This is a genomic window from Collinsella aerofaciens, from assembly GCF_028209885.1.
GTDB classification, from domain to species: Bacteria; Actinomycetota; Coriobacteriia; order Coriobacteriales; family Coriobacteriaceae; genus Collinsella; species Collinsella aerofaciens_BA.
Window position 1 is genome coordinate 1 of sequence record NZ_JAQLEM010000007.1, and the last position, 25,766, is coordinate 25,766.

The following is a 25,766-nucleotide window of genomic DNA, read 5'->3' on the forward strand; positions in this document are numbered from 1 at the left end:
GGTCTGGTGTTTTCATCTGAACGACTTTGCGAAGCAACCGGAGTGAAGATGAAAACACCAGACCGCCGCGGGGCACCCGCAGACCGCAGGGACGGGAGCAGCTATACTACTCTCAGTAGTTAAGGGTCGCGGATTCGCCGCGTCACCGCTCTCAACAGGAGGTCTTTGTTTATGGCAGATCAGAAGCCGGTTGTCGGGATCATCATGGGCTCCAAGTCCGATCTGGGCGTTATGGAAGGTTGCACCGCCGAGCTCGAGGCACTGGGCGTGCCCTATGAGCTCGTGATTGCGAGCGCGCACCGCACGCCGGCGAAGGTCCATGAGTGGGCCTCGACTGCTGCCGACCGCGGCATCAAGGTGATTATCGCTGCTGCCGGCAAGGCTGCTCACCTGGGCGGCGTCGTGGCTGCGTTTACGCCGCTGCCGGTCATCGGCGTGCCTATGAAGACGAGCGATCTGGGTGGTATGGACTCGCTGCTGTCGATGGTGCAGATGCCTTCGGGCGTGCCCGTGGCCTGCGTTGCCATCAACGGCGCCAAGAATGCCGCCATCTATGCCACGCAGATCTTGGGCGCATGCGACCCCGAGTACCGCAAGGTTATCGAGAAGATGAAGCAGGAGATGGCCGACGCCTAGGCGTTCCGCCGTTTCGCCGCAGTATAAGGAGAGCCATGTCTGACTATCAGGGAAAACGATTCAAGGCTTCTCAGATCCCCGATCCGTCGAAGCCGGGTGCTGCCCATGCGGCGCAGCAGGGTCGGACATCCTCTCCTCAGCAGCCGCGCGCGCCGCGCCCCGTGACACCGGCGACGCATCGTCGGCAGGACGCGCCGGCCGCATATCGACCTTCATCTTATAGCACCGCTAAGAAGCCGTCTCGGTCTTCATCGCATGCCGCGCCGTCGGATTACACCGAACCGCCGCGTAAAAAGCGCCGTTCCGTCATTCCCATTCTGCTCATCATTATCGGTATCGGTCTGATCGTGGCCGCCGCCGCCATCTTTATCAATGCACAGATTGGCTACAAGCAGGCGAGCGAGTCGTACCAAAAGATCGAAAAGCAATATGCGCCCGCTAAGGACGCCAGCGGCGTGCCGGTTATCGACTTTGATGCGCTTGCCCAGACAAATCCTGAGGTTGTTGGCTGGATTTACGCACGGGGTACTAATATTAACTATCCCGTGGTGCAGTGCAAGGACAATAACTCCAAGTACCTCAACACACTGTTCGATGGCACGTCCAATGCATCGGGTGCCATCTTCTTGGATTACGAGGACACTGCGCCCGGCATGGTGGATCAGCAGACTACGATCTATGGTCACCACATGAACGACGGGTCGATGTTCAACGTGATTTCGGACACCACTGATCAGGCGACGTTTGATAGCATCGAGTTTGTGTACTACATCACACGGGATGCTACGTATAAACTGCGACCACTGGCGACCAAAGTTGTCGAGGACACGTATGCCAAGGCGCGCACGCCCAATTTTGAGGGCGACGACGGGCTCAAGAACTACCTGTCCGAGATGCTCGACGGTGCTTCTGCCGTGGCGAGCGATGCCACCGATCGTGCCGCTTCGGCAACCAAGGTCGTAACGCTTGTGACCTGTCGTTCGTTATCGCTGAGCAACACACGTGCCGTCATGGTGCTCACGCCGGTTGAGGAATAAATTGTTCGAGAGTAGCTAAAAAGCCCCGTCCCAAATTGGCTGCTCGACGACGGTAAGGGAGAAATGATGCTTGAAAGTGGCAAATCGATGCCTTCGGTCGATACGTGGCTTCGCGAGGCTAAGGCCGATTCTTCGGCGGCTGGCTGCGGCATGTACCTGACACACAACGGCGTGGTGCGTGCGACGCCCAAGGCCGAGGTACGCGGAGTCGAGACCGATGGTGTGGCGCCGGGCCACAAGGTGGGCGGCATGGTGTTCGGCTACGACGCCAGCAAGGTGCAGGCTGCTATCGAGGCCACGCGCGCGATGCCAGGTATCGGCTATGTGCGCGTGTGGTTGGCAAGCGGCGAGCTTGCCGTAGGTGACGACATCATGCTCGTGCTCATCGGCGGGGACATTCGCCCGCACGTGGTCGATGCGCTGCAGGCGCTCGTCGGCACCATCAAGAATGAATGCGTGAGTGAGGTCGAGCGCGAGGCGTAGAGGCTTGCGTCGATAGAAGGCGGCTTATAAAAATGCCCGCCGGTACGTGTGATACCGGCGGGCATTTTGCGTTTTGGGCGCGGTTGGCGCTACACGCGCGTCGCATCCTTGGGGCTCATGGTCATGCTCTGGAAGCGATTCTCCATAAAGTCATTATCGAAGTACTTGCCGTAGAACTGCGCAACGGGAATATCCGGTTCCGTGCCGTTGACGCGCTGATACCAATAATCGAGCGACTGCAGCGTCATAACGCCATCGACCAGCATAATGATGGTGAAGATGACGGTAGCCGAGTAGCGGCTCTTCCACGGAATCATGTTGATGAGCTTGAGCAGCCTCGGCAGCAGCAGCTTGATCCAGATGAGGCCACCCAGGCCCCACAGGCAGGCGAAGCCCGTGCAGGTGCGTCCGCCGGTAAGGACGGCGAGCGGATCGGGCATGCCAAAGAGCTTCATATGCGAGTAGCTCCACGAGACCACGCCAAACGAGGTCTGCATAAACCAGCCCACGAACACCTCAAAGCTTGCACCGAGCAGTGCGCTCACCAAAAAGATAATGATGGGGTTCTTTTTATAGAAGCGGTTGAGCACCATGGTCATGAGTACGGCGCCAAATCCGTAGATGGGGCTGAAGGGGCCAAACAGCATGCCGGCGCGGTTCTGGTAGACGCCCGGGTCGTCGACCGTCATGTGCCAGATGTCCTCGGCGATCAGGCCGAGTATGCAGCAGACAAAGAATACCCAGAACAGGTTGAAGTAGTTGAGCTTGATGTAGCCTTCGCCGGTTTCATCGCGCCCGAGCATGCCCTCGGCTGCGGCGTCGCGATCGAGCATCTCCTGCAGGCGGCGCTGCAGCTCGCGCTCTTGGCGCAGCGTGGGGTCGACGGTGGCCGAAAGCGCGACGAGGATGCCGAGCTGGATGGCAGGGCGAAGTAAGAAGGGCCCGATGCCCTGGAGCATCACGTCAACCAAAAGCTCGACGACGGTGAATGCAATAAGGATGTAGGACAGGCGAGCGGCGTTGCGGCGCTGGTTTTTGATAAGGTCCAGGCCAAAGATGATCAGGATGACGGCGCTTGCCGCAGAGAGCATGATGCCGGCGACGATAAGGCCGACCGCGACGAGCGTGTTGTCGCCGAGCTTGGCGGCGGCGTTGCCGTTGATGAGCGCGGTGATGACCTGCCACATAAAGGCGCCGACCGAAGGGAGCGTGCCCACGCCGGACAGGATGCACAGGACGGCGTACACCTTAATGATGAGGGGGATCTTCTTGACCTCCGTGGCGCTGGGGACGCTGGGGTCGAGTTCGTTTCGATCCATACATAACCTTTCTCGTTTTGCTGTAGGTACAAGGATACGCCGCCGACCTGCTAAAAGACAGGACAAACGACCCAATTGCAACTTTGTAATCCCCAACGGCGGACGCGGCGGCCATCTGGGGCGTGGGCGCTTACACTGGACAGACCGATAAAATGTTTGGCTGCAAAACGGATTATAAGCTCGGTGGGCTTTTAAAAAGCGCTGTTCATGCGCAGGAGTGCTTGTCTTGCCGTGCGTATAATAGGGCAGGTAACGCCAAATAACGAGGCTCTGAGGGGATGCCATGTCTCAAGAAACCATCCGCGCGGTCGAGCGTGCCGCGGGACAGGTGAAGACCATGTCGACGTATGATCCGGACTCCGACCAGCTGCATGAGGAATGCGGCATTTTTGGTGTGTGGGCACCCGATCGCGATGTGGCTCGACTGACGTACTTTGGTCTGCGCGCGCTGCAGCATCGCGGCCAGGAATCGGCGGGAATCGCCGTGGGTGATGGCGGCACGGTTATGGTCCGCAAGGATCTGGGCCTGCTCGATCGCGTGTTCTCCAACGCCGACCTGTCGACGCTCTCCGGCCAGCTGGCCGTGGGCCACGTGCGCTATGGCACCGCCGGCGCCAAGAGCTGGGAAGCCTCGCAGCCGCACCTCTCTACCATCAATAGCGTCATTATCGCGCTCGCGCACAACGGTACTCTGGTCAACACCGACGAGCTGCGCCGCCAGCTGATCGAGCTGGGCGTGCCGTTCCTCTCCAATTCGGATTCCGAGGTCGCGACCAAGCTTATCGGCTACTTTACTCAGCGTACAGGCCATCTGCGCGAGGGCATTCGCAAGACCATGGAGCTCGTGCGCGGCGGCTACGCCATGACGCTCATCAACGAGCAGGCGCTCTACGCATTCCGCGATCCGCACGGCATTCGCCCGCTCGTGCTGGGCAAGCTGGTGGACGAGGGTCTGGACCAAGCCGATGCCGCATCCGTTTCGCAGCTGCCGTCGCAGGACGGCGCCGCGACGGTCGACGCCACCACCCATGTCACCCGCGCCGGCGGCTGGGTCGTTGCTTCCGAGACGTGCGCGCTCGACATTGTGGGCGCCGAGTATGTTCGTGACGTCCGTCCCGGCGAGATCTTGCGTATCAGCGCCGAGGGCCTGGTATCCGAGCAGGGCGTGCCTGCTGCCGAAGAGCCCGCTAACTGCATCTTTGAGCAGGTTTACTTTGCCCGTCCCGACTCCATCATGAACGGCAAGAGCGTCTATGCCTGCCGCTACGACATGGGCCGTCAGCTGGCGCACGAGGAGCCCGTCGAGGCCGACCTGGTCATCGGCGTGCCCGACTCCGGTCTGCCGCCTGCGGAGGGCTATTCGCACGAGAGTGGCATTCCCTTTGGCGAGGGCCTCATCAAGAACCGTTACGTGGGCCGCACGTTTATTGAGCCCACGCAGGAGTTGCGCGCCATGGGCGTACGCATGAAGCTCAACCCGCTGCGCGACAACATCGAGGGCAAGCGCCTGGTCGTGATCGACGACTCCATCGTGCGCGGCACTACCATGGTGCAGCTCGTCAAGATGCTGCGCAACGCCGGCGCCAAGGAGATTCACATCCGCATCAACTCGCCCGAGGTCATCTGGCCGTGCTTCTATGGCATCGATACCGATGTGCAGTCGCAGCTTATTAGCGCTAACAAGACGGTCGATGAGATCTGCGAGTACATTGGCGCCGATTCGCTGGCCTTCCTTTCGGTCGAGGGCCTGCTGAAGGTCATGCCCAAGGGCGGCTACTGCGATGCGTGCTTTACCGGCCGCTACCCCGTGGCGATTCCCGAGAGCTTTGGCCGCGACAAGTTTATGGAGGGCTTTAAGCCCCGCAACCTGGATAAGCCGCTGCACTTTGACGACGACGCCGTGGTCGAGAAATACGACGATCGCAGCTGGGAAGAGAAGCACGGCGAGGCCTAAAACCTGCCATGTAGGGACAGGTTTATTTTGGCAGGTTTTATCTGCCGTTTTGTTGATATAGCGGCGCGTGCTGTTATGGCGCGTGCCGAAATGAACGCAACTATGAGCACCGTTTGACGCTTGGACGGCGGACGGTAGTGGGAGAGGAAGGCTCAGATGAGCGACAGCAAGCATGTGACGTACGAGGACGCCGGCGTCGATACCGCCGAGGGCGGCCGCGCCGTCGACGCTATTAAGCAGATGGTCAAGGACACTAACCGCCCCGAGGTTATCGGCGGCATCGGTGGCTTTGGCGGCCTGTTCTCGGCCGCTGCGCTTAGGGATATGGAAGACCCGATCCTGATCAGCGGTACCGACGGCGTGGGCACCAAGCTCGTGCTCGCCCAGATCATGGACCGTCACGAGACGGTGGGCCAGGACCTGGTCGCCATGTGCGTCAATGACATTTTGGCTTCGGGCGCCGAGCCGCTGTTCTTCTTGGACTATGTTGCCATCGGCCACATCGAGGCCGAGCATATGGCAAAGATCATCAAGGGCGTTGCCGACGGCTGCAAGCTCGCGGGCTGCGCGCTCGTGGGTGGCGAGATGGCCGAGCACCCGGGCGTCATGGCTCCGGCCGACTACGACCTCGCTGGCTTTACCGTGGGCGTCGTCGACCGTCCCAAGATGCTCGACCCCGCGAACGTTCGCCCCGGCGATGTGATCCTGGGCCTGCCTTCCACCGGCGTGCACTCCAACGGCTACTCGCTCGTTCGCAAGGTCATCGGCGTCGACGGCATCAAGCCGGGCACGCCCGAGGCCGCCGCTAAGGCCGAGGAGCTGAGCCGTCCGCTCGAGGAGCTCGGCGGTGCATCGCTGGCAGACGCCCTGTTGGCTCCTACGCGCATTTACGTCAAGCCGATTCTGGAGCTGCTGCGTGGCGGCGCCAACGTGCACGCCATCGCCCACATCACTGGCGGCGGTATTACCGAGAACCTCAACCGCGCGCTCGCCGACGACGTCGACGCCGTGGTCACCCGCAACGGTGCCGAGATGGGTTGGGACGTTCCGCCCGTCATCACCTACGTGTCGCGCCAGGCCGAGCTCGCGCCCAACGAGGCGTGCAAGACCTTCAACATGGGCGTCGGCCTGTGCCTGATCGTCGCTCCCGAGGACGAGGCCGCGGTGACCGAGGCCCTGGTCGCGCTGGGCGAGAAGCCGTTCCGCGTGGGCGAGTGCGTCGAGGGCTCCGGTAAGGTCGTGTACTCCGATGAGCGCTAACGAGCAGATGGCTGCTGCCGAGAGCCTGGGCTTTGTGCCCTACACCCGTCCGACCGGCACCGATACGGCCGAGCCGCTCAAGATCGGTGTGCTCATCAGCGGTTCGGGTACCAACCTGCAAGCGCTGATCGATCTGATCGCCGCCGGCAAGCTCAACGTTTCGATTGAACTTGTGGTGTCGAGCCGTCCTTCGGCTAAGGGTTTGCAGCGCGCTGAGCGCGCGGGCATCCAGACGCTCACGCTGTCCAAGGATGTCTACGCCGACCCCATCGCCGCTGACGAGATCATCGCGCACGAGCTGCTCGAGCGCGGCTGCGAGTATGCGGTCATGGCCGGCTACATGCGCATGGTGCACACGCCGCTGCTGGCGGCGTTTCCCAACCGCGTGGTCAATCTGCATCCGGCGCTGCTGCCGAGCTTTACCGGTGCCCATGCGATCGACGACGCGTTTGCGCGCGGCGTCAAGGTAACTGGCGTGACCGTGCATTTTGCCAACGAGATCTACGACAACGGCCCCATCATCGCCCAGCGCGCGCTGGCTGTCGAGGAGGGCTGGGATGTCGATACGCTCGAGGAGCACATCCACGCGATTGAGCACGTGCTGTATCCCGAGGTCGTGCAAATGCTCGCCGACGGCCGCGTCCACGTGCTGGAGAGCGGCAAAGTGGCAATTGATGCACCCCGCCATTGTGCGTAAAAGGATTCGCTCGGTTTTCCTTACAACGTAAACTATCAAAAAGCTGATTGGGGCATATGGAATCACATGTGCCCCAATCAGCTTTTATTACCTCTTTGATTTTGGACTCTGGATAACGTGACGTGTGTCATTTCCATCCCAAGAAATCCGATAGGGCCTCGTCCGTGTGCGGGCGGGGTCCTTTTGCGTGGCTTTTTATGTTTGCTATACTGCTAGCAAATAGAGAGGAGCCGCTATGGGTACAGCAACGGTGCAGCTCAACACACGAATCGATCCCATGCTCAAAGCTGGTGGCGATGCGGTTCTAACTCGCAATGGATTGGGGCCGAGCGATGCCATTCGCGCGCTTTGGGTCTATCTTGTCGAGCATCAAGCGTTGCCGGGATTTATGGTGGCGGATAAGCGCGAGGCGCCCCGTGCGGAGAGTCTGGCCGAGCGGGGGTGTGGCCTAGCTTTTTCTTCGTTGGGGCTACGTGCTTCGGATTTTGCGCCAGCTGGATCATCTGCGGAAGACTGGGATGCCGTACGAGATGATATGTATGAGGCGATGATTGCTGACATTGAGGCGAATTGCCGATGATTGAGGCAAAGCATCTCTTGGTAGATACGAACGTTTGGCTCGATTATTACCTGCAAGAGGGGGCGTTCGACGAAGCGAAAAGATTGGTTGAACTGGCCGAGGCGGGAAAGATCGACCTTCTGTATGCGCCAACGACGGCAAAAGACGTGTTCTATATCTTGCCTCGGCGACTAGCCCGGCGGAATGTGAATGGGATTAACGTGTCGTTTGCCTCGGCGTCGTGGGCCTGCATTGAGCACATGATGCAGGTGGCAACCGCCTCTCCGCTTTCGTTGGCAGAGTGCGAGATGGCACGCATGCTTGGCAAGCGCATGCCGGATCTTGAAGACAACCTCATCATCGCTTCGGGCGAGACGGCAGATGTTGACTACGTGGTCACGAGTGACCGGCGCATGCTGGAGGCGATGCCCGAAGTTTGCCTGACGCCTGCCCGCGCACTCGGTAGGACTGGAATCCTCGACTAACCTTGCCTGCCTCGTTTCGTTATCATATGGGGCATTGTGAACCTCATGCAACTTTGGAGGACGGTATGGCGGATAACGCCGAGATGCTATTCTCGCCCGAGCTGGTGTTTTTTGATTGGGAGTGCGCGACGCCGGATGAGGTGTTTGCGCGGCTCGAGGACGAGCTTGCGCCTCGCGGCTACATTGCGCCCGGTTGGCTCGATGCCGTCCGCACGCGCGAGGATGCCTATCCCACGGGTCTTGCCATGCCGGCGGCCAACATCGCCATCCCGCACACCGATCCGGGGTTCGTGGCTAAGCCCTATATCGCGGTGGTGAAGCCCGCGGCGCCCGTGGTGTTCAGCGCAATGGCGGGCATGGGTGCCCCCGTGCCGGCGCAGATCATCATCAATCTGGGCATCGCCGAGCCGGGCGGCCAGGTCGAGGCCCTGCAATCGCTTATGAATATCTTTATGGATGCCGACGCCGCAGCCGATGTGCTCGGCCAGACCACATGCCAGGGCATGGTCGACGCCATCCGTCGCCACTTTTAGGGCTGGCACTTGGGGACTGTTCCTAACTGCCGGCAGAAAAGGAATGTCCCTAACTGCCGACAGCCAGAACAGCCCCCTTTGCACCAAAATGGTGCAGATTAACCTGTCCCCCATGCACCAGGTGTGTCGCGGGGTCCGCGTTGTGACACAATGGCGTTTGTTCGATTCGTGATGCGAAAGGCCAACTATGGCAAACAAGAAAAAGAACTCCGAGGCCGTGCCGACGCCCGAGCAGCAGGCTCGCACTGCCTCCAGCTCTCGTAAGAAGCAGCGCAAGACGTACGTGTCTAAGACCGTCAAGATCGTCCTGGTGGTTATCGGCGTGCTGGCAATGCTGCTTTCCGTCTCGGCCATGGCATGCTCCGGTCTCATGTCGCAGGCAGAGGATACCTCGAGCTACAAGCTTACCGGCGGTGTCGCCGCCACCATCAACGGCACCAACCTCACCGAGGACACCGTAACCAAGCAGATCATGAGCATGCGCACGTCCTACGGTTACACCAAGGACAAGGACTGGGCGCAGTATCTGGTCGACAACGACCTGACGCCCAAGAAGTACCGCAAACAGCTCATCGATTCCTACACGCAGCAGATTCTGCTTCAGCAGGCGCAGAAGGAAAACGGCGTGACGGTGTCGGACGAGGAGGTCGAGAAGGCATGGAAGGACGCGTGCAAGAGCGCGGGCGGTGCCAAGGCCTTTAAGAAGACCCTTAAGACCTACGGCTATACCGAGGACACCTACAAGGACTCGCTCAAGGAGAGCCTGGCACAGCAAAAGCTTAAGGATGCCGTGGCGCCCACCAGCAAGCCCAAGGACAGCGAGATCGTCGATTACATCAACGAGAACCTGTCTAACTACAACGATGCCCGCCGCTCGTCGAATATCCTGATCAAGGTTGATTCCGACGCATCCGACGAGGACAAGGCCGCCGCCAAGGCCAAAGCACAGGAGTGCCTGGACAAGATTAACTCCGGCGAGCTGAGCTTTGAGGACGCCGTGGAGCAGTACTCCGACGATACCGGCTCCAAGGAGAAGAAGGGCGATGTGGGTTGGGATAAGCTCACCACCTTCGTCGACAGCTACCAGACGGCGCTCGAGGGGCTCAACAAGGGCGATGTGAGCGACGTGATCGAGTCGACGTACGGTTACCACGTCATCAAGTGCACCGACTACTTCCATGTCGATAACCAGGTCGATGACATCAAGCAGGTGCCCAAGGACATTAAGAAGTATGTCTCCAACGTGGTGAAGACGCAGGCGGCCAGTACTGCATACAGCGAGTGGCTGGAGCAGTACAAGAAGGACGCCGACATTACCGTCAACCCCATGCCCAAGGACGTGCCGTACAACGTCAGCCTGAAGGGCGTCACCAAGAGTTCGACCGACGATTCGTCGACGACTAAGTAATCATGGGGCGGTGCCCGCGTGAGTGCCGCCCACACTATTGAGGAGGATTTGCAGATGACCAACGAAGAGCTGCAGCAGGAAATGATCGCCGCCATGAAGGCCAAGGACAAGGTTCGCCTGTCTATCATTCGCCAGGTCAAGGCCGAAGTGAAGAATATCGAGGTTAATGAGCGCCGCGACGTGACCGAGGAAGACGTCAACAGCATGATCAAGCGTCTGATTAAGCAGACGAGCGAGACGCTGGAGATGTCCATCAAGGCCGGTACCGACCAGGACCGTACCGACAACCTGACCGAGCAGGTCAAGATCCTGGAGAGCCTGCTGCCCGCACAGGTTTCGGGCGAGGAGCTCGAGGCTCTGATCGAGCAGGTCATCGCCGAGCTGGGCGCCACGTCCAAGAAGCAGATGGGCCAGGTCATGGGTGCACTCGGCAAGGCCACCGGCGGCAACTTCGATAAGCCTGCCGCGGCAAAGATCGTCGGAGCAAAATTGGCGTAAGTGCCGGCCGACACATAGCCGATGTTGAGGGGGCGTGGCCATTGCGGTCGCGCCCCTTTTTGCTGGGCGGTGCTCATTGGGGACAGGCTTAAATGAGTGCCCAATGAGCGGGTACTCATTTAAGCCTGTCCCCAATGAGTGGGTTAAAGGTTGCGGGTTCTTTACGGGAATGTAGTGTGGGCTGCGGAAACGTGGTTCTTTCCGTACAATAGTTCAACTCGTGTAAACGCAGGGAAGGGACATCCATGGCAGACATGATCGAGATCAAGCATCTCAACAAGTACTTTGGCGACCTGCATGTGCTCAAAGATATCAATCTCACCGTCAAGCGCGGCGAGAAGCTCGTAATGATCGGGCCTTCCGGCTCGGGTAAGTCGACGCTCATCCGTTGCGTCGATTATCTGGAGGAACCCACGTCGGGCGAGGTCGTCATCGACGGTACGCCGCTCACCAAAAAGAACCACCTGGAGATGGCTCGCAAGTATAGTTCCATGGTGTTTCAGCAGTTCAACCTGTATCCCAACATGACGGTGCTGGGCAACCTAACGCTCGCGCCCATCAAACTGCAAAAGAAGAGCAAGGAGGAGGCGACCGAGATCGCCATCGCCGCGCTCAAGCGCGTTGGCATGGCGCATAAGGCCGGCGAGTATCCGCAGAACCTCTCGGGCGGTCAGCAGCAGCGCATCGCCATCGCCCGTGCCCTGTGCACCAAGCAGCCCATCATCCTGTTTGACGAGCCGACCTCGGCGCTCGACCCCGAGATGGTCCAGGAGGTTCTGGACGTTATGATTGAGCTTGCGCAGGAGGACATCACCATGATCTGCGTGACGCACGAGATGGGTTTTGCGCGCCAGGTGGCCGACCGCGTCATCTTTATGGAGGACGGCCGCATCCTGGAGGAGGGCACGCCCGAGCACTTCTTCGATAACCCCGAGAACCCGCGCTGCCGCGAGTTCCTGTCCAAGATTCTGCACTAGGCGCGGTGATGGACATGACGGATATGACGAGGGCGGCCGTGTCGCGCCGCCACTTTTTGCAGCTGGCTGGCGCCGGCATGCTTGCGCTGACGGGGACCGCGCTTACCGGTTGCGGCAACTCCACCAGCGGCGAGGGCTCCGACAAGGGGTCTAAGCTTGCGGCTATCAAGTCGCGTGGCCATCTGAATGCCGGCGTTAAGAAGGACGTTCCCGGCTATGGCTATTACGACACTGCCAAGGGTCGCTTTGAGGGCATGGAAGTCGATTTGTGCTACCAGATCGCCGCTGCCGTCTTTGGCGTGAGCTACAAGGAGGCCCGTGCCCAGGAACTTGTCGAGTTTACCGACGTAACGCCCAAGACGCGCGGTCCGCTGATCGATAACGGCCAACTTGACGTGGTCGCGGCGACCTACACCATCACCGACGAGCGCAAAAAGAGCTGGGATTTCTCGACGCCGTACCGCACCGACTACGTGGGACTCATGGTCAAGAAGCGCTCGGGTTTTACCTCGATTGAGGACCTGGACGGCAAGGTTATTGGCGTGAGCCAGGGTGCCACCACGCAGGGCCTGATCGAGCAGATGATCAAGGACAACGGCTTTAGCTGCAAGCCCGAGTTTAGGGCCTTTAGCGGCTACCCCATCATCAAGAGTTCGCTCGACGCCGGCAATATCGACGTCTTTGCCATGGACCGCTCCACGCTGGCCGGTTACATGAACGAGACCGTTGAGCTGCTGCAGCCCGAGGTCAAGTTTGGCGAGCAGGGCTACGGCGTGGCGACCAAGAAGGGCTGCGACCTTTCGGCTGTGGTCGATCAGGTGGTTTGCGATCGCCTGGCCGATGGCTGGCTCGACCAAGAGGTCAAGACCTGGGGTCTTGTATAGGCGCATCGTCCAAGGAAGGAATCAAATGCTCGAAGGATTGTTTGACGCCGACCGCTGGTCGACGACATTTCAAAACATGGGGCCCTTTTGGGAGGGCTTTGGCGTGACGCTGCAGGTGGTCGTTGCCGGTCTGCTGCTGTCGCTGGTGCTGGGCACGCTGCTGGGCGTGTTCTCTACCACTCGCTCGCGCGTGCTGCGCGCCATAAGCCGCGTGTACGTGGAGTTTTACCAGAACACCCCGTTGCCCGTGCAGGTGCTCTTTATGTACATGGCCGGTCCGCAGTTTTTGCAGGCCATAACCGGTGCCGACCAGCCGGTGCGTATCGCGCCGTTCGTGCTGGGCTTCTTGGGCGTGGGTCTGTATCATGCGGCCTACATTTCGGAGGTCATCCGCACCGGTATCGAGGCAGTTCCGCGCGGTCAGATGGAGGCGGCCCAGAGCCAGGGCTTCACCCGTGCGCAGGCGTACTGGTACATCGTGCTGCCCCAGACATTCAAGATCATTCTGCCGCCGCTGTGTAACCAGGCGCTCAACCTGGTCAAGAACACGTCGGTGCTGGCGCTTGTGGCCGGCGGTGACCTTATGTACCGTTCCGACAACTTTGTGAGTCTGTACGGTTACCTGCAGGGATACATCGTCTGCTGCCTTATGTACTTCATCATCTGCTTTCCGCTCGCCATGCTGGTGCAGTGGCTCGAGCGCCGCTCCAAGGAGCGTCCGCGCGGCGTGAGCCTGGCCGAGCTGGGGCTCGACAACGTAGAGGAGGCCTAGCGCATGGAAATCTTCAACGCGACCAACCTGCTCTACATTTGGGGCGGCTTTGTTAAGACGATCGAGATCTCGGCGCTGTCGATCTTTTTCTCGCTCATCTTTGGCACGGTGCTGGCGCTCGTTAAGAGCTATGCGCCCCGCCCGTTCCGTATTTTGGTGAGCGCCTATATCGAGCTGTTCCGTTGCACGCCGAACCTGCTGTGGATCCTGTTTATCTACTTTACGGTGCAGGGTTTGGACATTGTGATTTCGACCATCGCCTTTACGCTGTTTACCAGCGCTGTTTTGGCCGAGATTGTGCGCGGCGGCCTCAACTCGATTCCGCGTGGCCAGTTTGAGGCAGCGCAGAGCCAGGGCTTCGGCTTCTTTGCCACCATGCGCTACATCATTCTGCCGCAGACGTTTAAGACGATCATTCCGGCGCTGTTTAGCCAGTGCACGACCGTCATTAAGGACAGCTCGTATCTTTCGGGCATTAACGTGGCCGAGCTCATGTACACGGCAAACGTCGTGATGGCCCACGCGATCGACCTGTCGCAGGTTCTTATGCTCTACGGCCTGGTGTTTGCGATGTACTTTGTGCTCAACTTTGGTATCTCGCTGCTGGTCCGAGCGTATCAACGTCGTATCGTGGCAGCGTAGAATGTGACAAAGGGACTGTCCCTTTGTCACATAGAGAAAGGAATCGCGATGAGCGATCTGGAGAATAAGAAGAATCCTGTGGTCATTACCATCGCGCGCGACTTTGGCGCCGAGGGCCACGAGATTGGTCGCATGCTTGCCGACGAGTTGGGGATTCCGCTGTACGATAACGAGCTGCTGGTGCGTGCGTCGCTGCGCGCGGGCGAGTCGCTCGACAAGATGGCTGCCTACGACGAGCGCCTGGCCGTGGAGAACATGGCGTTTCTGCCCGACCGCTACGATGCGCGTTCGTACTCGGACAAGCTGTTCCAAAAGATGAGCCAGGTGATTTTGGATCTGGGTGAGACCGAGAGCTGCATTATCGAAGGCCGTCTGTCCGATTATCTGCTGCGCAACAACCCCAACCACATCGCCGTGCTGGTGACTGCGCCCTTTGAGGACCGCGTCGAGATCGTGCGCAAGAAGCGTGGCCTCAACAAAAAGAAGGGCGCCAAGCTGGTCAAGCAGCAGCAGAAGGCGCGCGAGGCGTTCTATAAGCGCTACAGTGCCGGAAAGTGGAAGATGACGAGCGGTAAAGACATCGTCGTCAACCGCGCCAAGCTGGGCCGCGAGGGTTGCAAAGACGTTATTGCCGCAGCCTACCGCTACAAAGTAGCGCAGCTCGAAGACTAACCGACCAAAAATCACCACAAAGGGGACAGGCACCTTTGTGGTGGTTTTTGTTTTAGGCGGAGGGGAGGGCCTTGGTGAGACCGGCGCGCGTCTGTATGTCGGTCTTTTGGTAGATAGAGCTCAGGTGGCGCTGTACCATGCGCATCGAGATGCCGAGCTCCTCGGCGATCTGCTTGAGCGGGCGTTCGTCCTGGGTTACGGCCACGAGCACGTCGACTTCGCGCGGGGTGAGAGCGTGATCGGTGATGAAGGCCTGGCGCTGCTCCTCGATGGTGGGGGCGGCGAGTGCCTCCTCGGCAAGCTGTTGATGTTTGCGCTCCTGCTCGGTTTGGGGTAGGCGGAACAGGCCGGCTGCCACGAATGCCGCGCAGGCGGCGACGAGCAAAACGAGCGCACCAATCATAATGAGGGCAACGTTGCCCGAGGTCACAAGGGCAAGCGAGATGCCCGATGTAGTGAATGCGCATGCATTGTTGGCGGCGCGTCCCATGCCGGCCCAAAGAGCGGGCGCGTGCATACGCGGTGCCAGCTGTGTAAAGGTGGCGGTAAAGAACGTGACAAAAAAGCCCGAGCTCAGGTAAAAGACGACAAGGCCCAGGTTGGGATCGGCGCCGGCCTCCACGGCCAGGATGGAAATGGTCGAGAGCACGGCGATGCCGAGCATGACAAGTCCCATGTAGCGACGCTCGGCGAGATCAAAGACGACGCCGGCGGCATAGGTTGCTCCCGCTCCAGTGGCGAGTTTGGGGCCATCTTGGAATGCCAACGAAAAGGCGTGGTGCGTTGCGGCGCCTAACAGTCCGAGCCCAAAGAATGCGATGCGGCCCAGAATCTCGAGGGTAAGCGGACCCGTGGGGAACTGGATCTGGGCCAATCCCGGGATGACGATAGGGACGGCGGCGGCGTTGACGGCTGCCAGTGAGTGGCCTTTGCGCTGTGCGAGCCCGAGCAGCGGCGCGTATCCGATAAAGCCGAGCACGCTCGCACCCAGAATAAAGCCCTGTGCGAGCACAACGCGCTCGGCGCCGGCGAGTAGCCCGATATTGATATCGAAGCGAAACTCGGCAGCAAGGAAGGCGAAGGTAAACAGTGCGAGTGCCAGAAGCGCGTTGATTTTAGTCTTACTCAGGTTCAAGAACGGTCCTTTGGGTGGACGGAATAACCGTTTCCTCGGTTGTAGACCAGGATGGTATGTGCGGGCCTTTGGAAAGCGAAGACCCCCCCTCGGCGATTGCGCGCTTGTCGCCTTTTGCGCTGGCAGATGCGCCACTTGAGAATTTGTGCCCCGGGATCCGGCTATCTTCCCGTAACATGGTGTTACAGAAGCACCCCTTACGACAAGGAGGCTCACATGCGAAAGCAAATCCATGACAACCCAATCGACCACGACCGCGCGTGCTCGCTCTCTCACGGAACGTGGCGCCGCGTGGGGGCAAAACCTGCTTGCGCGGGGGCCTGTGTGCTCATGGTCGGCCAGCTGCTGCTGCCGAGCGTGGCGCTCGCCGCCGAGTGGGTCAACGTCGGCGGCACGCAGTACGACGCGGGCACCGCTGCCGGCGACGAGGCGGGAACCTGGTCCTGGGATGGCGCTAACGACATGAAGCTCAACGGCTACGACGGAGGCTCCATCGGCGCCAAGGGCAACCTCACCATCGGCGTGACGGGCATCAACACCGTAACGGCCGATGCCGGGCAGAGCGCCATTGCTGTTAAGAACGGTAACCTTGCCATTACCGGCGACGGCACCCTGAATGCGACGGCCCAGACCGATGTGATTACGGCGATAGGCGACGGCAATGCCGGTGGCGATGTGACCATTGATGGCGCTGACGTTAACGTGACAGCCACGGGCGGAGCATATGAATCCATTGGTATCCATGCGGCAGCGGGCGACATAGCCATAAAGAATGGTACTGACGTCCATGTCGAGGCAAAGTCGAACGCCGATGTCTTTGCAGTCCTTGCCGAAAATGTTCCTCCCAGGCATTCTGCCATCGAGGGTGCACAGGCCGAAGAGGCGGACTACAGCGCCAAACATGGTGGCTGTATCATGGTGGACAACGCTAAATTAAATGCGACGGCGGGTAATGCAGGGGGCATGTCGGTCGCTCTGTATTCGTTTGGTATTAAGACGGAAACATATTTGAAGATTGCCAACGGGGCGGATGTTTCGCTCGCGACAGGGAGCGCGGGAAAAATCTCGGCTGGTGTTTGGATACGCGTGCAAGACGGGGCGTCATGGATACGCGTCAATCGCTCGAACCTCACGGCTCAAGGTGATGCCGGGGCTGATGAGCTTGTAGGGGCAAATCGCAAAGATGTCTATGGAATTTTTTCACAGTCTGGCTCCCCGTCGGCTACCCCTCGAATTAGCTTCTTTCAATCAAATGTTGTGGCGTCGGGCTCGACGGCGGCAGTCTATGCCGTCAATATGGGGTCCTTCAGGGCCCCCTATATCAAACTTGAGGGAGGGTTAAAGATTGCGATTCCCGACGGAGGTACCGTGCGCGACACCGTTGGAAGTGGGCGTGTCATCGGCGTTCCCGGGTCGTCTGTCATCCAGGACATTAGAACTTCCGACGAGGTCGCCCGTAACGTGGTAATCAGCTCTGGAGATGCGGCCGAACCCGAGCCCGCCCCGCAGCCTGAACCCACCCCGGCTCCCACGCCGCAGCCGGGCGGCGGCAGCGGGACCGACGTGCCGTCCGTGACGTCGACCCAGGCGAGCTCCACGGCCGCTGCCCCCAAGCCGGCTGCGCAGGTCGCCGCGGTCCAGAAGTCCGCGGGCGCTCTTGCCGCCACGGGTGACAACGCCGCGACGGCGGCGGCCGCCCTCGGAATCGCCGGTGCGTCCGTCATCGGCGCCGGCTTCGTCGCGTCCAAGCGTCGCAGCCGCTAGCAGTAGCTTTCACAGCCATTTTCAGCCGCTGTGTGGGCATAAGTGTCTTCGCGGCAGCTTTTTGTATTTCCGTAGGTAGCAGCCTGGGCTCGCATGTACGAACCTAGGCGTACAGGGCCATTTGGCGCATCTTGGTTGTACAGGACCACCGCAAAGGGACAAGCGCCTTTGTAGTGGCGTTAATCCTTCGATTAGGGAGGCCGTTATGAACGGAAGCCACTTTGATAATCAAACCCAGCGCGAGCGCGCTTGCTCGCTGGTTCACGGTACTTGGCGTTGCGTGGGCGTGAAGATTGCCAGCGTCGGTGCGTGCGCACTCATGATCGGCCAGCTGCTGCTGCCGAGCGTGGCGCTCGCGACCGAGTGCGCGGATTCCGCCGCCGCGACGGGCGAGGTTGCCGCGGCTCTGGTGACGCCGGCAGTTGCGGAGGATGCGGCTCCGGCGACCACGCCTGCAACCGACGCTGCTCCGGCGGCACAAACTGTCGCCGAACCTCAGCAGACGACTCCGGCTGACGCCGCCGATGAGTCTAACAATGCGGCACCCGCTGAACAAAACATTCCCAGCGACAACGCCGCCGCGCCGGCAAACGACGCCATTACGTCGCATGGTGTGACCGACGTGACAGATAAGACCGTCGATGGCGTGTTTGCGCCCAATGCGGCCAATATGCTGTGCGAGCAGCCGGTTGATGATTGGCAAACTATCGACGTTATCGAGATTGACGACGCCACCACCATCTTTAGGGCGGGCGATAAACCGGACTTTACGGCAGACACTCCGGCGGGCTCGAACTCCATTCTTCAGTGTGAGTTCTGGACGGGCAGCGATGGCAGTGAAGTGAACTCCGATATATTCTGGGATCGGCAAATCACCAACCACATCGACGCTTTTAAATCTGGGGTGACCTATCGCTATGGCCTGTACTTTAAGCCGGCGTGGGATTTCTTCTTTACGCCTAACATTAAACTGATGGTCAATGGCGTGGAGTGCAGTTATCGGGTGGATAAGGCAAGCGAGCATGCGCCTGTTCCCGGCTTGTTCCGTACGCTATGGCTAATCACCGACCTGACGTTTACGCCCGAGGCTAAGCCGGTCCCGGTCGACCCGGAGATGCCGGCGCCGCAGCCCGAGGCTAAGCCCGAGGCTAAGCCCGAGGTGAAGCCCGAGGTGAAGCCCGATACCAAGCTCGAGCAGAAACCGGAGATCAAGCCGGAGACCAAGCCTGCCGCAACCACCACGGTGACCAAGACGGTTGAGAAAACCACGCCGGCCAAGAAGTCCCACGCCGTCCTGGCTGCCACGGGCGATGCCACCGCGATGACGGTCGCCGCCCTGGGTATCGCCGGCGCAACCGTAGCCGCCGCCGGCCTCGCCGCGACCAAGCGCCGCAAGCGTTAGGTTTTGGTGACAGTGTCCATCCTCGGCTTCAGCAAAATCTCAATCTGTAACACCTAGTCAGCCAAAACGGCCCTAGATGTTACAGGTTTAGATGAATCGTCTGACCGCCGGCGCAATGTCTCGATCTGTAACACGTAGCAAGGAATTTTGCCTCTTACTGTTACAGATTGAGATGAACAGGCGGATGTTCGCACAATGTCTCAATCTGTAACAACTACGGGACTCAACGTGGCCTACCTGTTACAGATCGAGACACACCGACCAGCCAGGCTCCAAAGCACCACAAAGGCGCCTGTCCCCATCGTGGTGGTCGGGCGGCCGGTATAAAAAAGTCCCCGCCGGGCGCGTGCTCGACGGGGACTTTGCCGTTTAATGGCTAGCGCTGAGGGTGATTACTCGCCCAGCAGGCTCTTGGTGATGGAAGCGGCGGCCTTCTTGCCGGCGCCCATCGCCAGAATGACCGTAGCGGCACCGGTGACGATGTCGCCGCCGGCCCAGATGCGGGGATCGGTGGTTTGGCCGGTCTCCTCGTCGGCAACGATGTAGCCCCACTTGTTGAGCTCCATCTTGCCGCCGATCTTCTTTGCGAAGGGGTTGGCGTTGGTGCCGATAGCCGAGATTGCGACGTCGCAGGGGATTTCCTCGATGGCGCCCTCGATGGGCACCGGACGACGACGGCCGGACTCGTCGGGCTCGCCGAGCTCCATCTTCTGGACCTTGACGGCGCACACGGAGCCGTCCTCGCCAGCGACAAACTCGAGCGGGGAGACGAGCGGCAGAACCTCGACGCCCTCGGCCTTAGCATGGTGCAGCTCGGCGCGACGGCAGGGCATCTCGTCCTCGGTACGACGGTAGGCGATGATGGCGTGCTCGGCGCCCAGACGCTTGGCGGTACGGACGGCGTCCATAGCCACGTTGCCGCCACCAAAGACGACGACGTTCTTGCCGTGCTTGGTGGGGGTGTCGTACTCGGGGAACTTGTTGGCCTTCATCAGGTTCACGCGGGTGAGGTACTCGTTAGCGAAGAAGACGTTGGGCAGGTTCTCGCCGGGGACGTTGAGGAACTTGGGCAGGCCAGCGCCGGTCGCCACGTAGATGGCGTCGAAGCCCTGCTCGAACAGCTCCTCGGCCGTGGCCATGTTGCCCACGACGGAGTTGTACTCAAACTTGACGCCCATATCCTCCAGGCCGTCAATCTCGCGCTTGACGACTGCCTTGGGCAGACGGAACTCGGGGATGCCGTAGACCAGCACGCCGCCGCCGGTGAAGAAGGCCTCAAAGACGGTGACGTCAAAGCCGTTGCGGGCGAGCTCGCCGGCGCAGGTGATGCCGGACGGGCCGGAGCCGACGACGGCGACCTTCTTGCCGTTCTTGGGGGCCATCTTGGGCGTGGAGGCGAGCTCGGGGCGGTCACCCAGGAAGCGCTCGAGCTGGCCGATGGCCACGGGCTCGGACTTCTTACCGCGGATGCACTTGCCCTCGCACTGGTTCTCCTGCGGGCAGACGCGGCCGCAGATGGCGGGAAGCATGGAGTCCTCGCGGATGGTATCGAGGGCGCCGCCGAAGTCCTTCTCGCGGATCTGCTCGATAAAGCGGGGGATGTTGATGTTGACGGGGCAGCCCTCAACACAGAACGGCTTCTTGCAGTTGAGACAGCGCTCGGCCTCGGCCAGCGCCATCTCCTCGGTGAAGCCCTTGTCGACGGGGCGGAAGTCGCAGGCGCGCTCGGCAGCCGGCTCCTCGTTATCGGGGGTGCGGGGCGACTTCATATCGGCAACGAAACGACCGTTAACTAGTGGCATGCGCAGCTCTTTTCCTCATAGGCCTTGAGGGACTCGCCCTCTTCGGAACGGTAAGCGGCCTGGCGGGCACGAAGGTCATCCCAGTCGACCAGGGTGGCATCGAAGTCGGGGCCGTCGACGCAAGCGAACTTGGTCACGCCGCCCACCTCGACGCGGCAGCAGCCGCACATGCCGGTGCCGTCAACCATGATGGGGTTGAGAGACGCGGTGATGGGGGTGTCGTACTTCTGGGCGGTGAGGGTCGAGAACTTCATCATCGGAACGGGGCCGACGCAGAAGACCTGGCTCACGGCCTTGTCCTGCAGCAGGCGCTCCAGCGGAGCGGTGACAACGCCCTGCTCGCCGTAGGAACCGTCGTCAGTGGTGATGTGGATGTGGTCCTCGTCGAGGAGCTCGCGGAACTGGTCCTCCATGAGCAGGAGGTCCTTGGTGCGGGCGCCCATGATGGCGTGCACCTCGTGGCCGGTCTCGACCAGGTGCTTGGCGACCGGGAAGGCAATTGCCAGGCCGACGCCGCCGCCAATGACGGCGCAGGGGCCCTCAGCCATCTCGGTGGGAACGCCCAGCGGGCCCACGACGTCGCGCAGCGACTCGCCGGCCTCGTAGGTGGAAAGCATCTCGGTGGTCTTGCCGATCACCATGAAGATGAACTCGACCCAGCCCTCGTCACCGTTCCAGCCAGCTAGGGTAAACGGGACACGCTCGCCCGTCTCGTTGGCGCGAACCATGAGGAACTGTCCAGCGTGCGCATGCTTGGCGATTGCGGGTGCCTCGATGCGGAACTTGAACACCTTCTCCGAGAACTGCGTCTTCTCCAGGATCTTATACATAGAACCCCTCTCTTGTTAGGGCCGCCGAACCGTGCCTCCACGGAAATGGACGGTAGCCCGAGTAAAACCGTACGCGCACAGGCGTTGTGCAGACATACGGTACAAATTATACCCTCATGGACATGTCACTTACGTGTGTCTTCGGCGGTTGGGAGCAGGGTTTATCCACTTCGGCCTACCAAAAAGGGACAGGTTTATTTTGGTCGGTTTTATCAGGCAAAACGGCAAAGGGGGCCGGCCTCGGGTTGTGATGAGGCCGGCCCCCTTTGGGGCGTTATGCATGTATGGTGGCAGCGTGTTTATTGCGATGTGCCGACTGCGGCGTTTCCGCATATAAAACCTGCCAAAATAAACATCCCTAAATGGTAGGTTTTAGTGCTTGCCGTTGGCGGAAGCGGCGCCGTTGACATGGTCGCGGGCATAAATCACGCCGTGCACGATCGCCAGGCCGGCGGCGTCGACGGCGCGGGCACAGGTGTCCTGGAAATCCTCGGCCTCGCGGGCGCGCAGCTGCTTAAGAACGTAGTCGGCGACGGTCATCTTGCCGGGAGGGTTGCCGATGCCGGTGCGGATGCGGCTGAAGTCGCGGCTGCCCATCTTGTCGATGATGGAGCGCAGGCCGTTGTGACCGGCGTGGCCGCCGCCCACCTTAACACGCACGTCGCCGGCGGGAATATCGAGCTCGTCGTGAATCACGAGCAGCTCCTCGGCCTTGATCTTGTACTCGCGGCAGAGCTTGGAGATGGGCCCGCCCGAGGTGTTCATGTACGACTGCGGCTTGACCAGCACGATCTGGCGCTTACCGCCCTCTTCCTCGGGATCGTTGATGTTGATGAGCGCGACCTCGGCGCCTGCTTGGTTTTTCCAGTACGTGACGCCGGCCTGACGGGCCAGCTCGTCGATTGCTTTGAAACCAGCGTTGTGACGGGTCTCGGCATATTCCTCGCCAGGGTTGCCAAGTCCGGCAACCATGCGAATCTTAAGCGGCTGTGCAGCTGCCATGTTCATCCTTTCGTTGATTTGTCGCCTGCTATGGTGAGCGACCCTGTTGCCGCTGTCAAATGGAGGGTAATTGAGGGCGTTTAGGGGCGTTTGGACGGCCGTCGAAATCAGAGGTGGACAGTTAGTTCAGATACGTATAAGTTCTGAGGACTCGAAGTGCTCAATTCAATGCCGATACGTTGTTTCGGAGCTTTAGTTAGTCCATATGGCGCTGTTTTGAAGTCTACCCTGCCTTCAAATAGGGCGAATGGTATAGAGATAGCTGCAAAACAGCCTAATTCAATGTGTCCATCTATACGTATCTGAACTAACTGTCCAGTCCTGTTCGGCGGCGCGCGGGTGATTCGCCGTTTAGACCGGCGCAAGGCCGATTCCGGCCCGCAGAGCGTTGAGCCAAGCGGCCTGACGCTTGCGATAGCCCTTGATACGGTATCGGAATCGGACTCCCGCGAGTCGATGCATCGTTTGGGCGAAGGCTTCGAGTGCAACAAGGTCTTTCATTTGGTCGCGATTGATAACCAGGACGTGGATGCCCATTGCCTTGAGGCCATTATTTCGATTGCCATCGTGGATGCGAGCGTTTTGAAGCTCATGCCCAATTCCGTTGTATTCGTTGTCGACTCCGGCTGCCGGGCAATATAGGTCGCAGATGGCATAGGGGATGCCCGAGGACATGTTGACCGCAAGAGTGTCGAAGTCGATTCGATAGTTGAGTAGCAGGCCTCCCATGGGCAGACTGCAACATCCGAATCCTCCAAAGCGCATGGGCGCTCCGAGAACGGCAAACATTAGGGATTCGGCTGGGGATGCAGATCCGGGTCGGGCAAGTTTGACTGCCGTGCGAAACGATGTGTATGAGCTACTTTTGGCGAAGCGTGCAACCGCCTCAAGCTCTTCGATAGTTGTGGCGGGCTCGCATTTGTAGTGTGCCTGTTCATAGCGGGTTTCGTTCTGTTGCTCGACCACCGACTGGTTGCCCAAGCAATCAAGATCGCCCGTCGCTGCGCAGCCATCGCCCTTGGGCCAGATGTCGTCATGGGCAATGGGGTATGTTGCCCCGGGAGGAAGGGAGTAGGTTCCGAGCAGTTCCATGAGAAGCATCAAGGTTTTGGCGACTGATTCATTTTTGGAACAAAGCATGGCTGTCACGGCAGGAGACGTTGCGTAGATGTCGTCCTCGACGTGCATAATTGCACCTTCAGGAAGCGGAGCGGTGAGAATATGCTGAAGAAGCCGCTTGTCGGGGCGTCTGTTGTCTTCGTCTGAAACGAGAAGATCGAGTAGTTCGGAATCATCTTCATTCCAGGCATCGAGTATCGAAAGTGCGCCAAAGTCTATCGCGTCATTATTGGGAATGCAGCTAGCCAAGGCCTGTGCTTGCTGTTCACTATCAACGGAGTCCCAGGGTAGGGCAGAGTACGCCCGTCGTGCGCGACGAATTGCGCGGAGGGCGGAGAAATGTGAAATCACGGTCGTCATAGCTATAACGTACTAAGTTGGCGGCAGAATGCGACCCCCATACCGTTCTTTTCGCTCAGCGGGGCGCTGCGCGCCATGAACGGCTGGGTGTTATGAAATCGGTTGGGGGGATTGCAGGAAATTGAGCTCTGCCGCGAAGGTTGACGATAGCTACTGGACGGTTAATTCAGATACGTATAAGGCGGCGGGCGTTCGAGGCGTGCCTAAGGCCCTTGAGGGCGATTTGAGGGTAAATATGCAGCGGTTGTACTCGAGAACGATGAGATTTGGACGGCATGGCATCCGCTGGGGAGCTCAGAAGGCTCCGAACGGTCCTTTGGAGCTTTAAAAAAATACGTATCTGAACTAATTGTCCAGGGAAGGTTGGCGAGGGATAGAAAAAGGGTCGGAAGCTCGCTTCCGACCCTTTAAAAGCATCAAAGATGATGCGCGGCAGGCTACAGCGCGAAATCGCCGCCGACGAGCGTGGAGACGGGCTCCTCGTGGTAAACGGCGGAGATGGCCTGAGCGAACTCCTCGGCGACCGAGATGGTCTTGATCTTGCCGCCGACCTCGACGGGAATGGCGTCGGTGACGAGGCACTCGACGATCGGGGCGTCGTTCAGACGCTCGATGGCCGGACCGGAGAAGATGCCGTGGGTGGCGCAGACGTAGATGTCGCCAGCGCCCATAGCCTTGAGCTCTTTGACGTTGGCGCACAGGGTGCCAGCGGTGTCGATCATGTCGTCGTTGATGATGCAGGTCTTGCCCTTGATGTCACCGATGATGCCCATGACCTCGGCGGCGTTGTGGCGCGGACGGCCCTTGTGGGCGATGGCCAGGTCGCAGCCGAGCATGTCGGACAGCTTCTTGGCGGCCTTGGCGCGACCCACGTCGGGGGAGACGACAACCAGGTTGTCGGTGTCGAAGTGCATGTCGTTGTAGTACTGGCCAAACAGCGGCAGCGCGGACAGGTGGTTAACCGGGATATCAAAGAAGCCCTGGATCTGGCCCTGGTGCAGGTCGAGGGTGATGATGCGATTGACGCCGGCGCGCTCGAGCAGGTTGGCGACGAGGCGGGCGGTGATGGGCTCGCGCGGGCCGGCCTTGCGGTCCTGGCGGGCATAGCCGTAGTGGGTGATAACGGCGGTGATGGAGCGGGCGGATGCGCGCTTGGCAGCGTCGGTGGCGATGAGCAGCTCCATGAGCATGTCGTTGACGTTGCCGCCGGCCACGGACTGAATCAGGAAGACGTCGGCGCCGCGGACGGTCTCGTCGTAGCGGGCGTAAATCTCACCATTGGCGAACTGCTTTAGCGTAAGGCCCGAAAGCTCGACCCCAAGGTACTCAGCAATCTTCTGAGCGAGGGGACGGTTGGAGGAACCGGAATACACGCGGATGGACTTGCGCATATTCTCCGACTTCTCGGGATCATTAATCGGCATTACCCTTCTCCTTTATACATCGAATGCCATATAGATGCCTTTTTGCATTGTAACCGCGCGGCGGGGTTTATCGAGTCTTGATAACGTCTTTACCGTCAACGGACACGAACCG

At 60.0% G+C, this 25,766-nt stretch carries 25 protein-coding genes; 18 read left to right on the forward strand and 7 right to left on the reverse strand.

From position 1 onward, the window contains the following. Nucleotides 1-171: 171 nt before the first annotated feature. The 3 genes from purE to PMX21_RS02765 all read left to right on the forward strand — a co-directional run bounded on the left by purE (nt 172) and on the right by PMX21_RS02765 (nt 2,156). Nucleotides 172-636 carry a 5-(carboxyamino)imidazole ribonucleotide mutase gene (gene purE / locus PMX21_RS02755; RefSeq protein WP_006235810.1) on the forward strand — a complete coding sequence of 155 codons (465 nt, stop codon included), beginning with the start codon at nt 172-174 and terminating at the stop codon, nt 634-636. Between the two features lie 35 nt (nt 637-671). Next, nucleotides 672-1,673 (forward strand): class B sortase, encoded by a 1,002-nt coding sequence (locus PMX21_RS02760; protein ID WP_271757911.1) that lies wholly within the window; start codon nt 672-674, stop codon nt 1,671-1,673. A gap of 66 nt (nt 1,674-1,739) precedes the next feature. Further along, entirely contained in the window at nt 1,740-2,156 is a 417-nt protein-coding gene (locus PMX21_RS02765; protein ID WP_271757912.1) for a molybdenum cofactor biosynthesis protein MoaE, read from the forward strand. An 89-nt stretch (nt 2,157-2,245) separates the two neighbouring features. Here the strand turns inward: PMX21_RS02765 and PMX21_RS02770 are convergent, their stop codons facing one another. After that, a complete protein-coding gene (locus PMX21_RS02770) occupies nt 2,246-3,475 on the reverse strand; it encodes a putative ABC transporter permease (protein WP_117634672.1) in 1,230 nt (409 codons plus the stop codon). Nucleotides 3,476-3,812: 337 nt separating this feature from the next. Between PMX21_RS02770 and PMX21_RS02775 the strand changes: the two genes are divergently transcribed. The 13 genes from PMX21_RS02775 to PMX21_RS02835 all read left to right on the forward strand — a co-directional run bounded on the left by PMX21_RS02775 (nt 3,813) and on the right by PMX21_RS02835 (nt 14,816). Further along, nucleotides 3,813-5,429 carry an amidophosphoribosyltransferase gene (locus tag PMX21_RS02775; RefSeq protein WP_416378166.1) on the forward strand — a complete coding sequence of 539 codons (1,617 nt, stop codon included), beginning with the start codon at nt 3,813-3,815 and terminating at the stop codon, nt 5,427-5,429. Nucleotides 5,430-5,585: 156 nt separating this feature from the next. After that, complete coding sequence (purM, locus tag PMX21_RS02780; RefSeq protein ID WP_271757917.1) at nt 5,586-6,689, forward strand: phosphoribosylformylglycinamidine cyclo-ligase; 1,104 nt, start codon at nt 5,586-5,588, stop codon at nt 6,687-6,689. Further along, the gene (gene purN, locus PMX21_RS02785; protein WP_271757919.1) at nt 6,679-7,386 is read left to right on the forward strand and encodes a phosphoribosylglycinamide formyltransferase; all 708 of its coding nucleotides are present in this window, start codon (nt 6,679-6,681) and stop codon (nt 7,384-7,386) included. Before purM ends, purN begins: the two co-directional genes overlap by 11 nt. Before the next feature lie 235 nt (nt 7,387-7,621). Beyond that, nucleotides 7,622-7,966: a type II toxin-antitoxin system RelB/DinJ family antitoxin gene (locus PMX21_RS02790; protein ID WP_271757921.1), complete on the forward strand. Its 345-nt coding sequence runs from the start codon at nt 7,622-7,624 to the stop codon at nt 7,964-7,966. Then, a complete protein-coding gene (locus PMX21_RS02795; protein ID WP_271757923.1) occupies nt 7,963-8,430 on the forward strand; it encodes a PIN domain-containing protein in 468 nt (155 codons plus the stop codon). Before PMX21_RS02790 ends, PMX21_RS02795 begins: the two co-directional genes overlap by 4 nt. A 65-nt stretch (nt 8,431-8,495) precedes the next feature. Further along, nucleotides 8,496-8,963 carry a PTS sugar transporter subunit IIA gene (locus PMX21_RS02800; protein ID WP_271757925.1) on the forward strand — a complete coding sequence of 156 codons (468 nt, stop codon included), beginning with the start codon at nt 8,496-8,498 and terminating at the stop codon, nt 8,961-8,963. A gap of 187 nt (nt 8,964-9,150) precedes the next feature. Next, nucleotides 9,151-10,371, forward strand: coding sequence for a peptidylprolyl isomerase (locus tag PMX21_RS02805; protein WP_271757927.1), 1,221 nt, complete (start codon nt 9,151-9,153; stop codon nt 10,369-10,371). 54 nt (nt 10,372-10,425) lie between these two features. Then, nucleotides 10,426-10,869, forward strand: a complete 444-nt coding sequence (locus PMX21_RS02810; protein ID WP_117862823.1) for a GatB/YqeY domain-containing protein — start codon at nt 10,426-10,428, stop codon at nt 10,867-10,869. 245 nt (nt 10,870-11,114) lie between these two features. Further along, nucleotides 11,115-11,846 carry an amino acid ABC transporter ATP-binding protein gene (locus PMX21_RS02815; protein ID WP_022094215.1) on the forward strand — a complete coding sequence of 244 codons (732 nt, stop codon included), beginning with the start codon at nt 11,115-11,117 and terminating at the stop codon, nt 11,844-11,846. An 8-nt stretch (nt 11,847-11,854) separates the two neighbouring features. Next, nucleotides 11,855-12,730, forward strand: coding sequence for a transporter substrate-binding domain-containing protein (locus tag PMX21_RS02820; protein ID WP_117848438.1), 876 nt, complete (start codon nt 11,855-11,857; stop codon nt 12,728-12,730). Between the two features lie 25 nt (nt 12,731-12,755). Then, nucleotides 12,756-13,502 (forward strand): amino acid ABC transporter permease, encoded by a 747-nt coding sequence (locus PMX21_RS02825; RefSeq protein WP_035136546.1) that lies wholly within the window; start codon nt 12,756-12,758, stop codon nt 13,500-13,502. Nucleotides 13,503-13,505: 3 nt separating this feature from the next. Then, complete coding sequence (locus PMX21_RS02830; RefSeq protein ID WP_271757929.1) at nt 13,506-14,144, forward strand: amino acid ABC transporter permease; 639 nt, start codon at nt 13,506-13,508, stop codon at nt 14,142-14,144. 48 nt (nt 14,145-14,192) lie between these two features. Beyond that, complete coding sequence (locus tag PMX21_RS02835) at nt 14,193-14,816, forward strand: cytidylate kinase-like family protein (RefSeq protein ID WP_055285378.1); 624 nt, start codon at nt 14,193-14,195, stop codon at nt 14,814-14,816. Nucleotides 14,817-14,868: 52 nt separating this feature from the next. On the opposite strand, the gene PMX21_RS02840 is transcribed toward PMX21_RS02835, so the two are convergent. Then, nucleotides 14,869-15,951: a helix-turn-helix transcriptional regulator gene (locus PMX21_RS02840; protein WP_271757931.1), complete on the reverse strand. Its 1,083-nt coding sequence runs from the start codon at nt 15,949-15,951 to the stop codon at nt 14,869-14,871. A 216-nt stretch (nt 15,952-16,167) separates the two neighbouring features. On the opposite strand from PMX21_RS02840, the gene PMX21_RS02845 reads away from it, so the two are divergent. Both PMX21_RS02845 and PMX21_RS02850 read left to right on the forward strand, forming a co-directional pair. After that, nucleotides 16,168-17,715 (forward strand): LPXTG cell wall anchor domain-containing protein, encoded by a 1,548-nt coding sequence (locus tag PMX21_RS02845; protein WP_271757933.1) that lies wholly within the window; start codon nt 16,168-16,170, stop codon nt 17,713-17,715. A 205-nt stretch (nt 17,716-17,920) separates the two neighbouring features. Beyond that, nucleotides 17,921-19,117, forward strand: coding sequence for an LPXTG cell wall anchor domain-containing protein (locus PMX21_RS02850; RefSeq protein ID WP_271757935.1), 1,197 nt, complete (start codon nt 17,921-17,923; stop codon nt 19,115-19,117). Nucleotides 19,118-19,509: 392 nt separating this feature from the next. Here PMX21_RS02850 and gltA read toward each other — a convergent pair whose 3' ends face one another. The 5 genes from gltA to PMX21_RS02875 all read right to left on the reverse strand — a co-directional run bounded on the left by gltA (nt 19,510) and on the right by PMX21_RS02875 (nt 25,654). Continuing rightward, the gene (gene gltA, locus PMX21_RS02855; protein WP_006235794.1) at nt 19,510-20,919 is read right to left on the reverse strand and encodes an NADPH-dependent glutamate synthase; all 1,410 of its coding nucleotides are present in this window, start codon (nt 20,917-20,919) and stop codon (nt 19,510-19,512) included. Then, complete coding sequence (locus PMX21_RS02860; RefSeq protein WP_006235793.1) at nt 20,910-21,749, reverse strand: sulfide/dihydroorotate dehydrogenase-like FAD/NAD-binding protein; 840 nt, start codon at nt 21,747-21,749, stop codon at nt 20,910-20,912. Before PMX21_RS02860 ends, gltA begins: the two co-directional genes overlap by 10 nt. Nucleotides 21,750-22,121: 372 nt before the next feature. Further along, entirely contained in the window at nt 22,122-22,751 is a 630-nt protein-coding gene (pth, locus tag PMX21_RS02865; RefSeq protein ID WP_271757937.1) for an aminoacyl-tRNA hydrolase, read from the reverse strand. A 351-nt stretch (nt 22,752-23,102) separates the two neighbouring features. Further along, the gene (locus PMX21_RS02870) at nt 23,103-24,119 is read right to left on the reverse strand and encodes a PDDEXK family nuclease (protein WP_271757939.1); all 1,017 of its coding nucleotides are present in this window, start codon (nt 24,117-24,119) and stop codon (nt 23,103-23,105) included. A gap of 548 nt (nt 24,120-24,667) precedes the next feature. Beyond that, a complete protein-coding gene (locus tag PMX21_RS02875) occupies nt 24,668-25,654 on the reverse strand; it encodes a ribose-phosphate diphosphokinase (protein ID WP_022094252.1) in 987 nt (328 codons plus the stop codon). Nucleotides 25,655-25,766 lie beyond the last annotated feature (112 nt).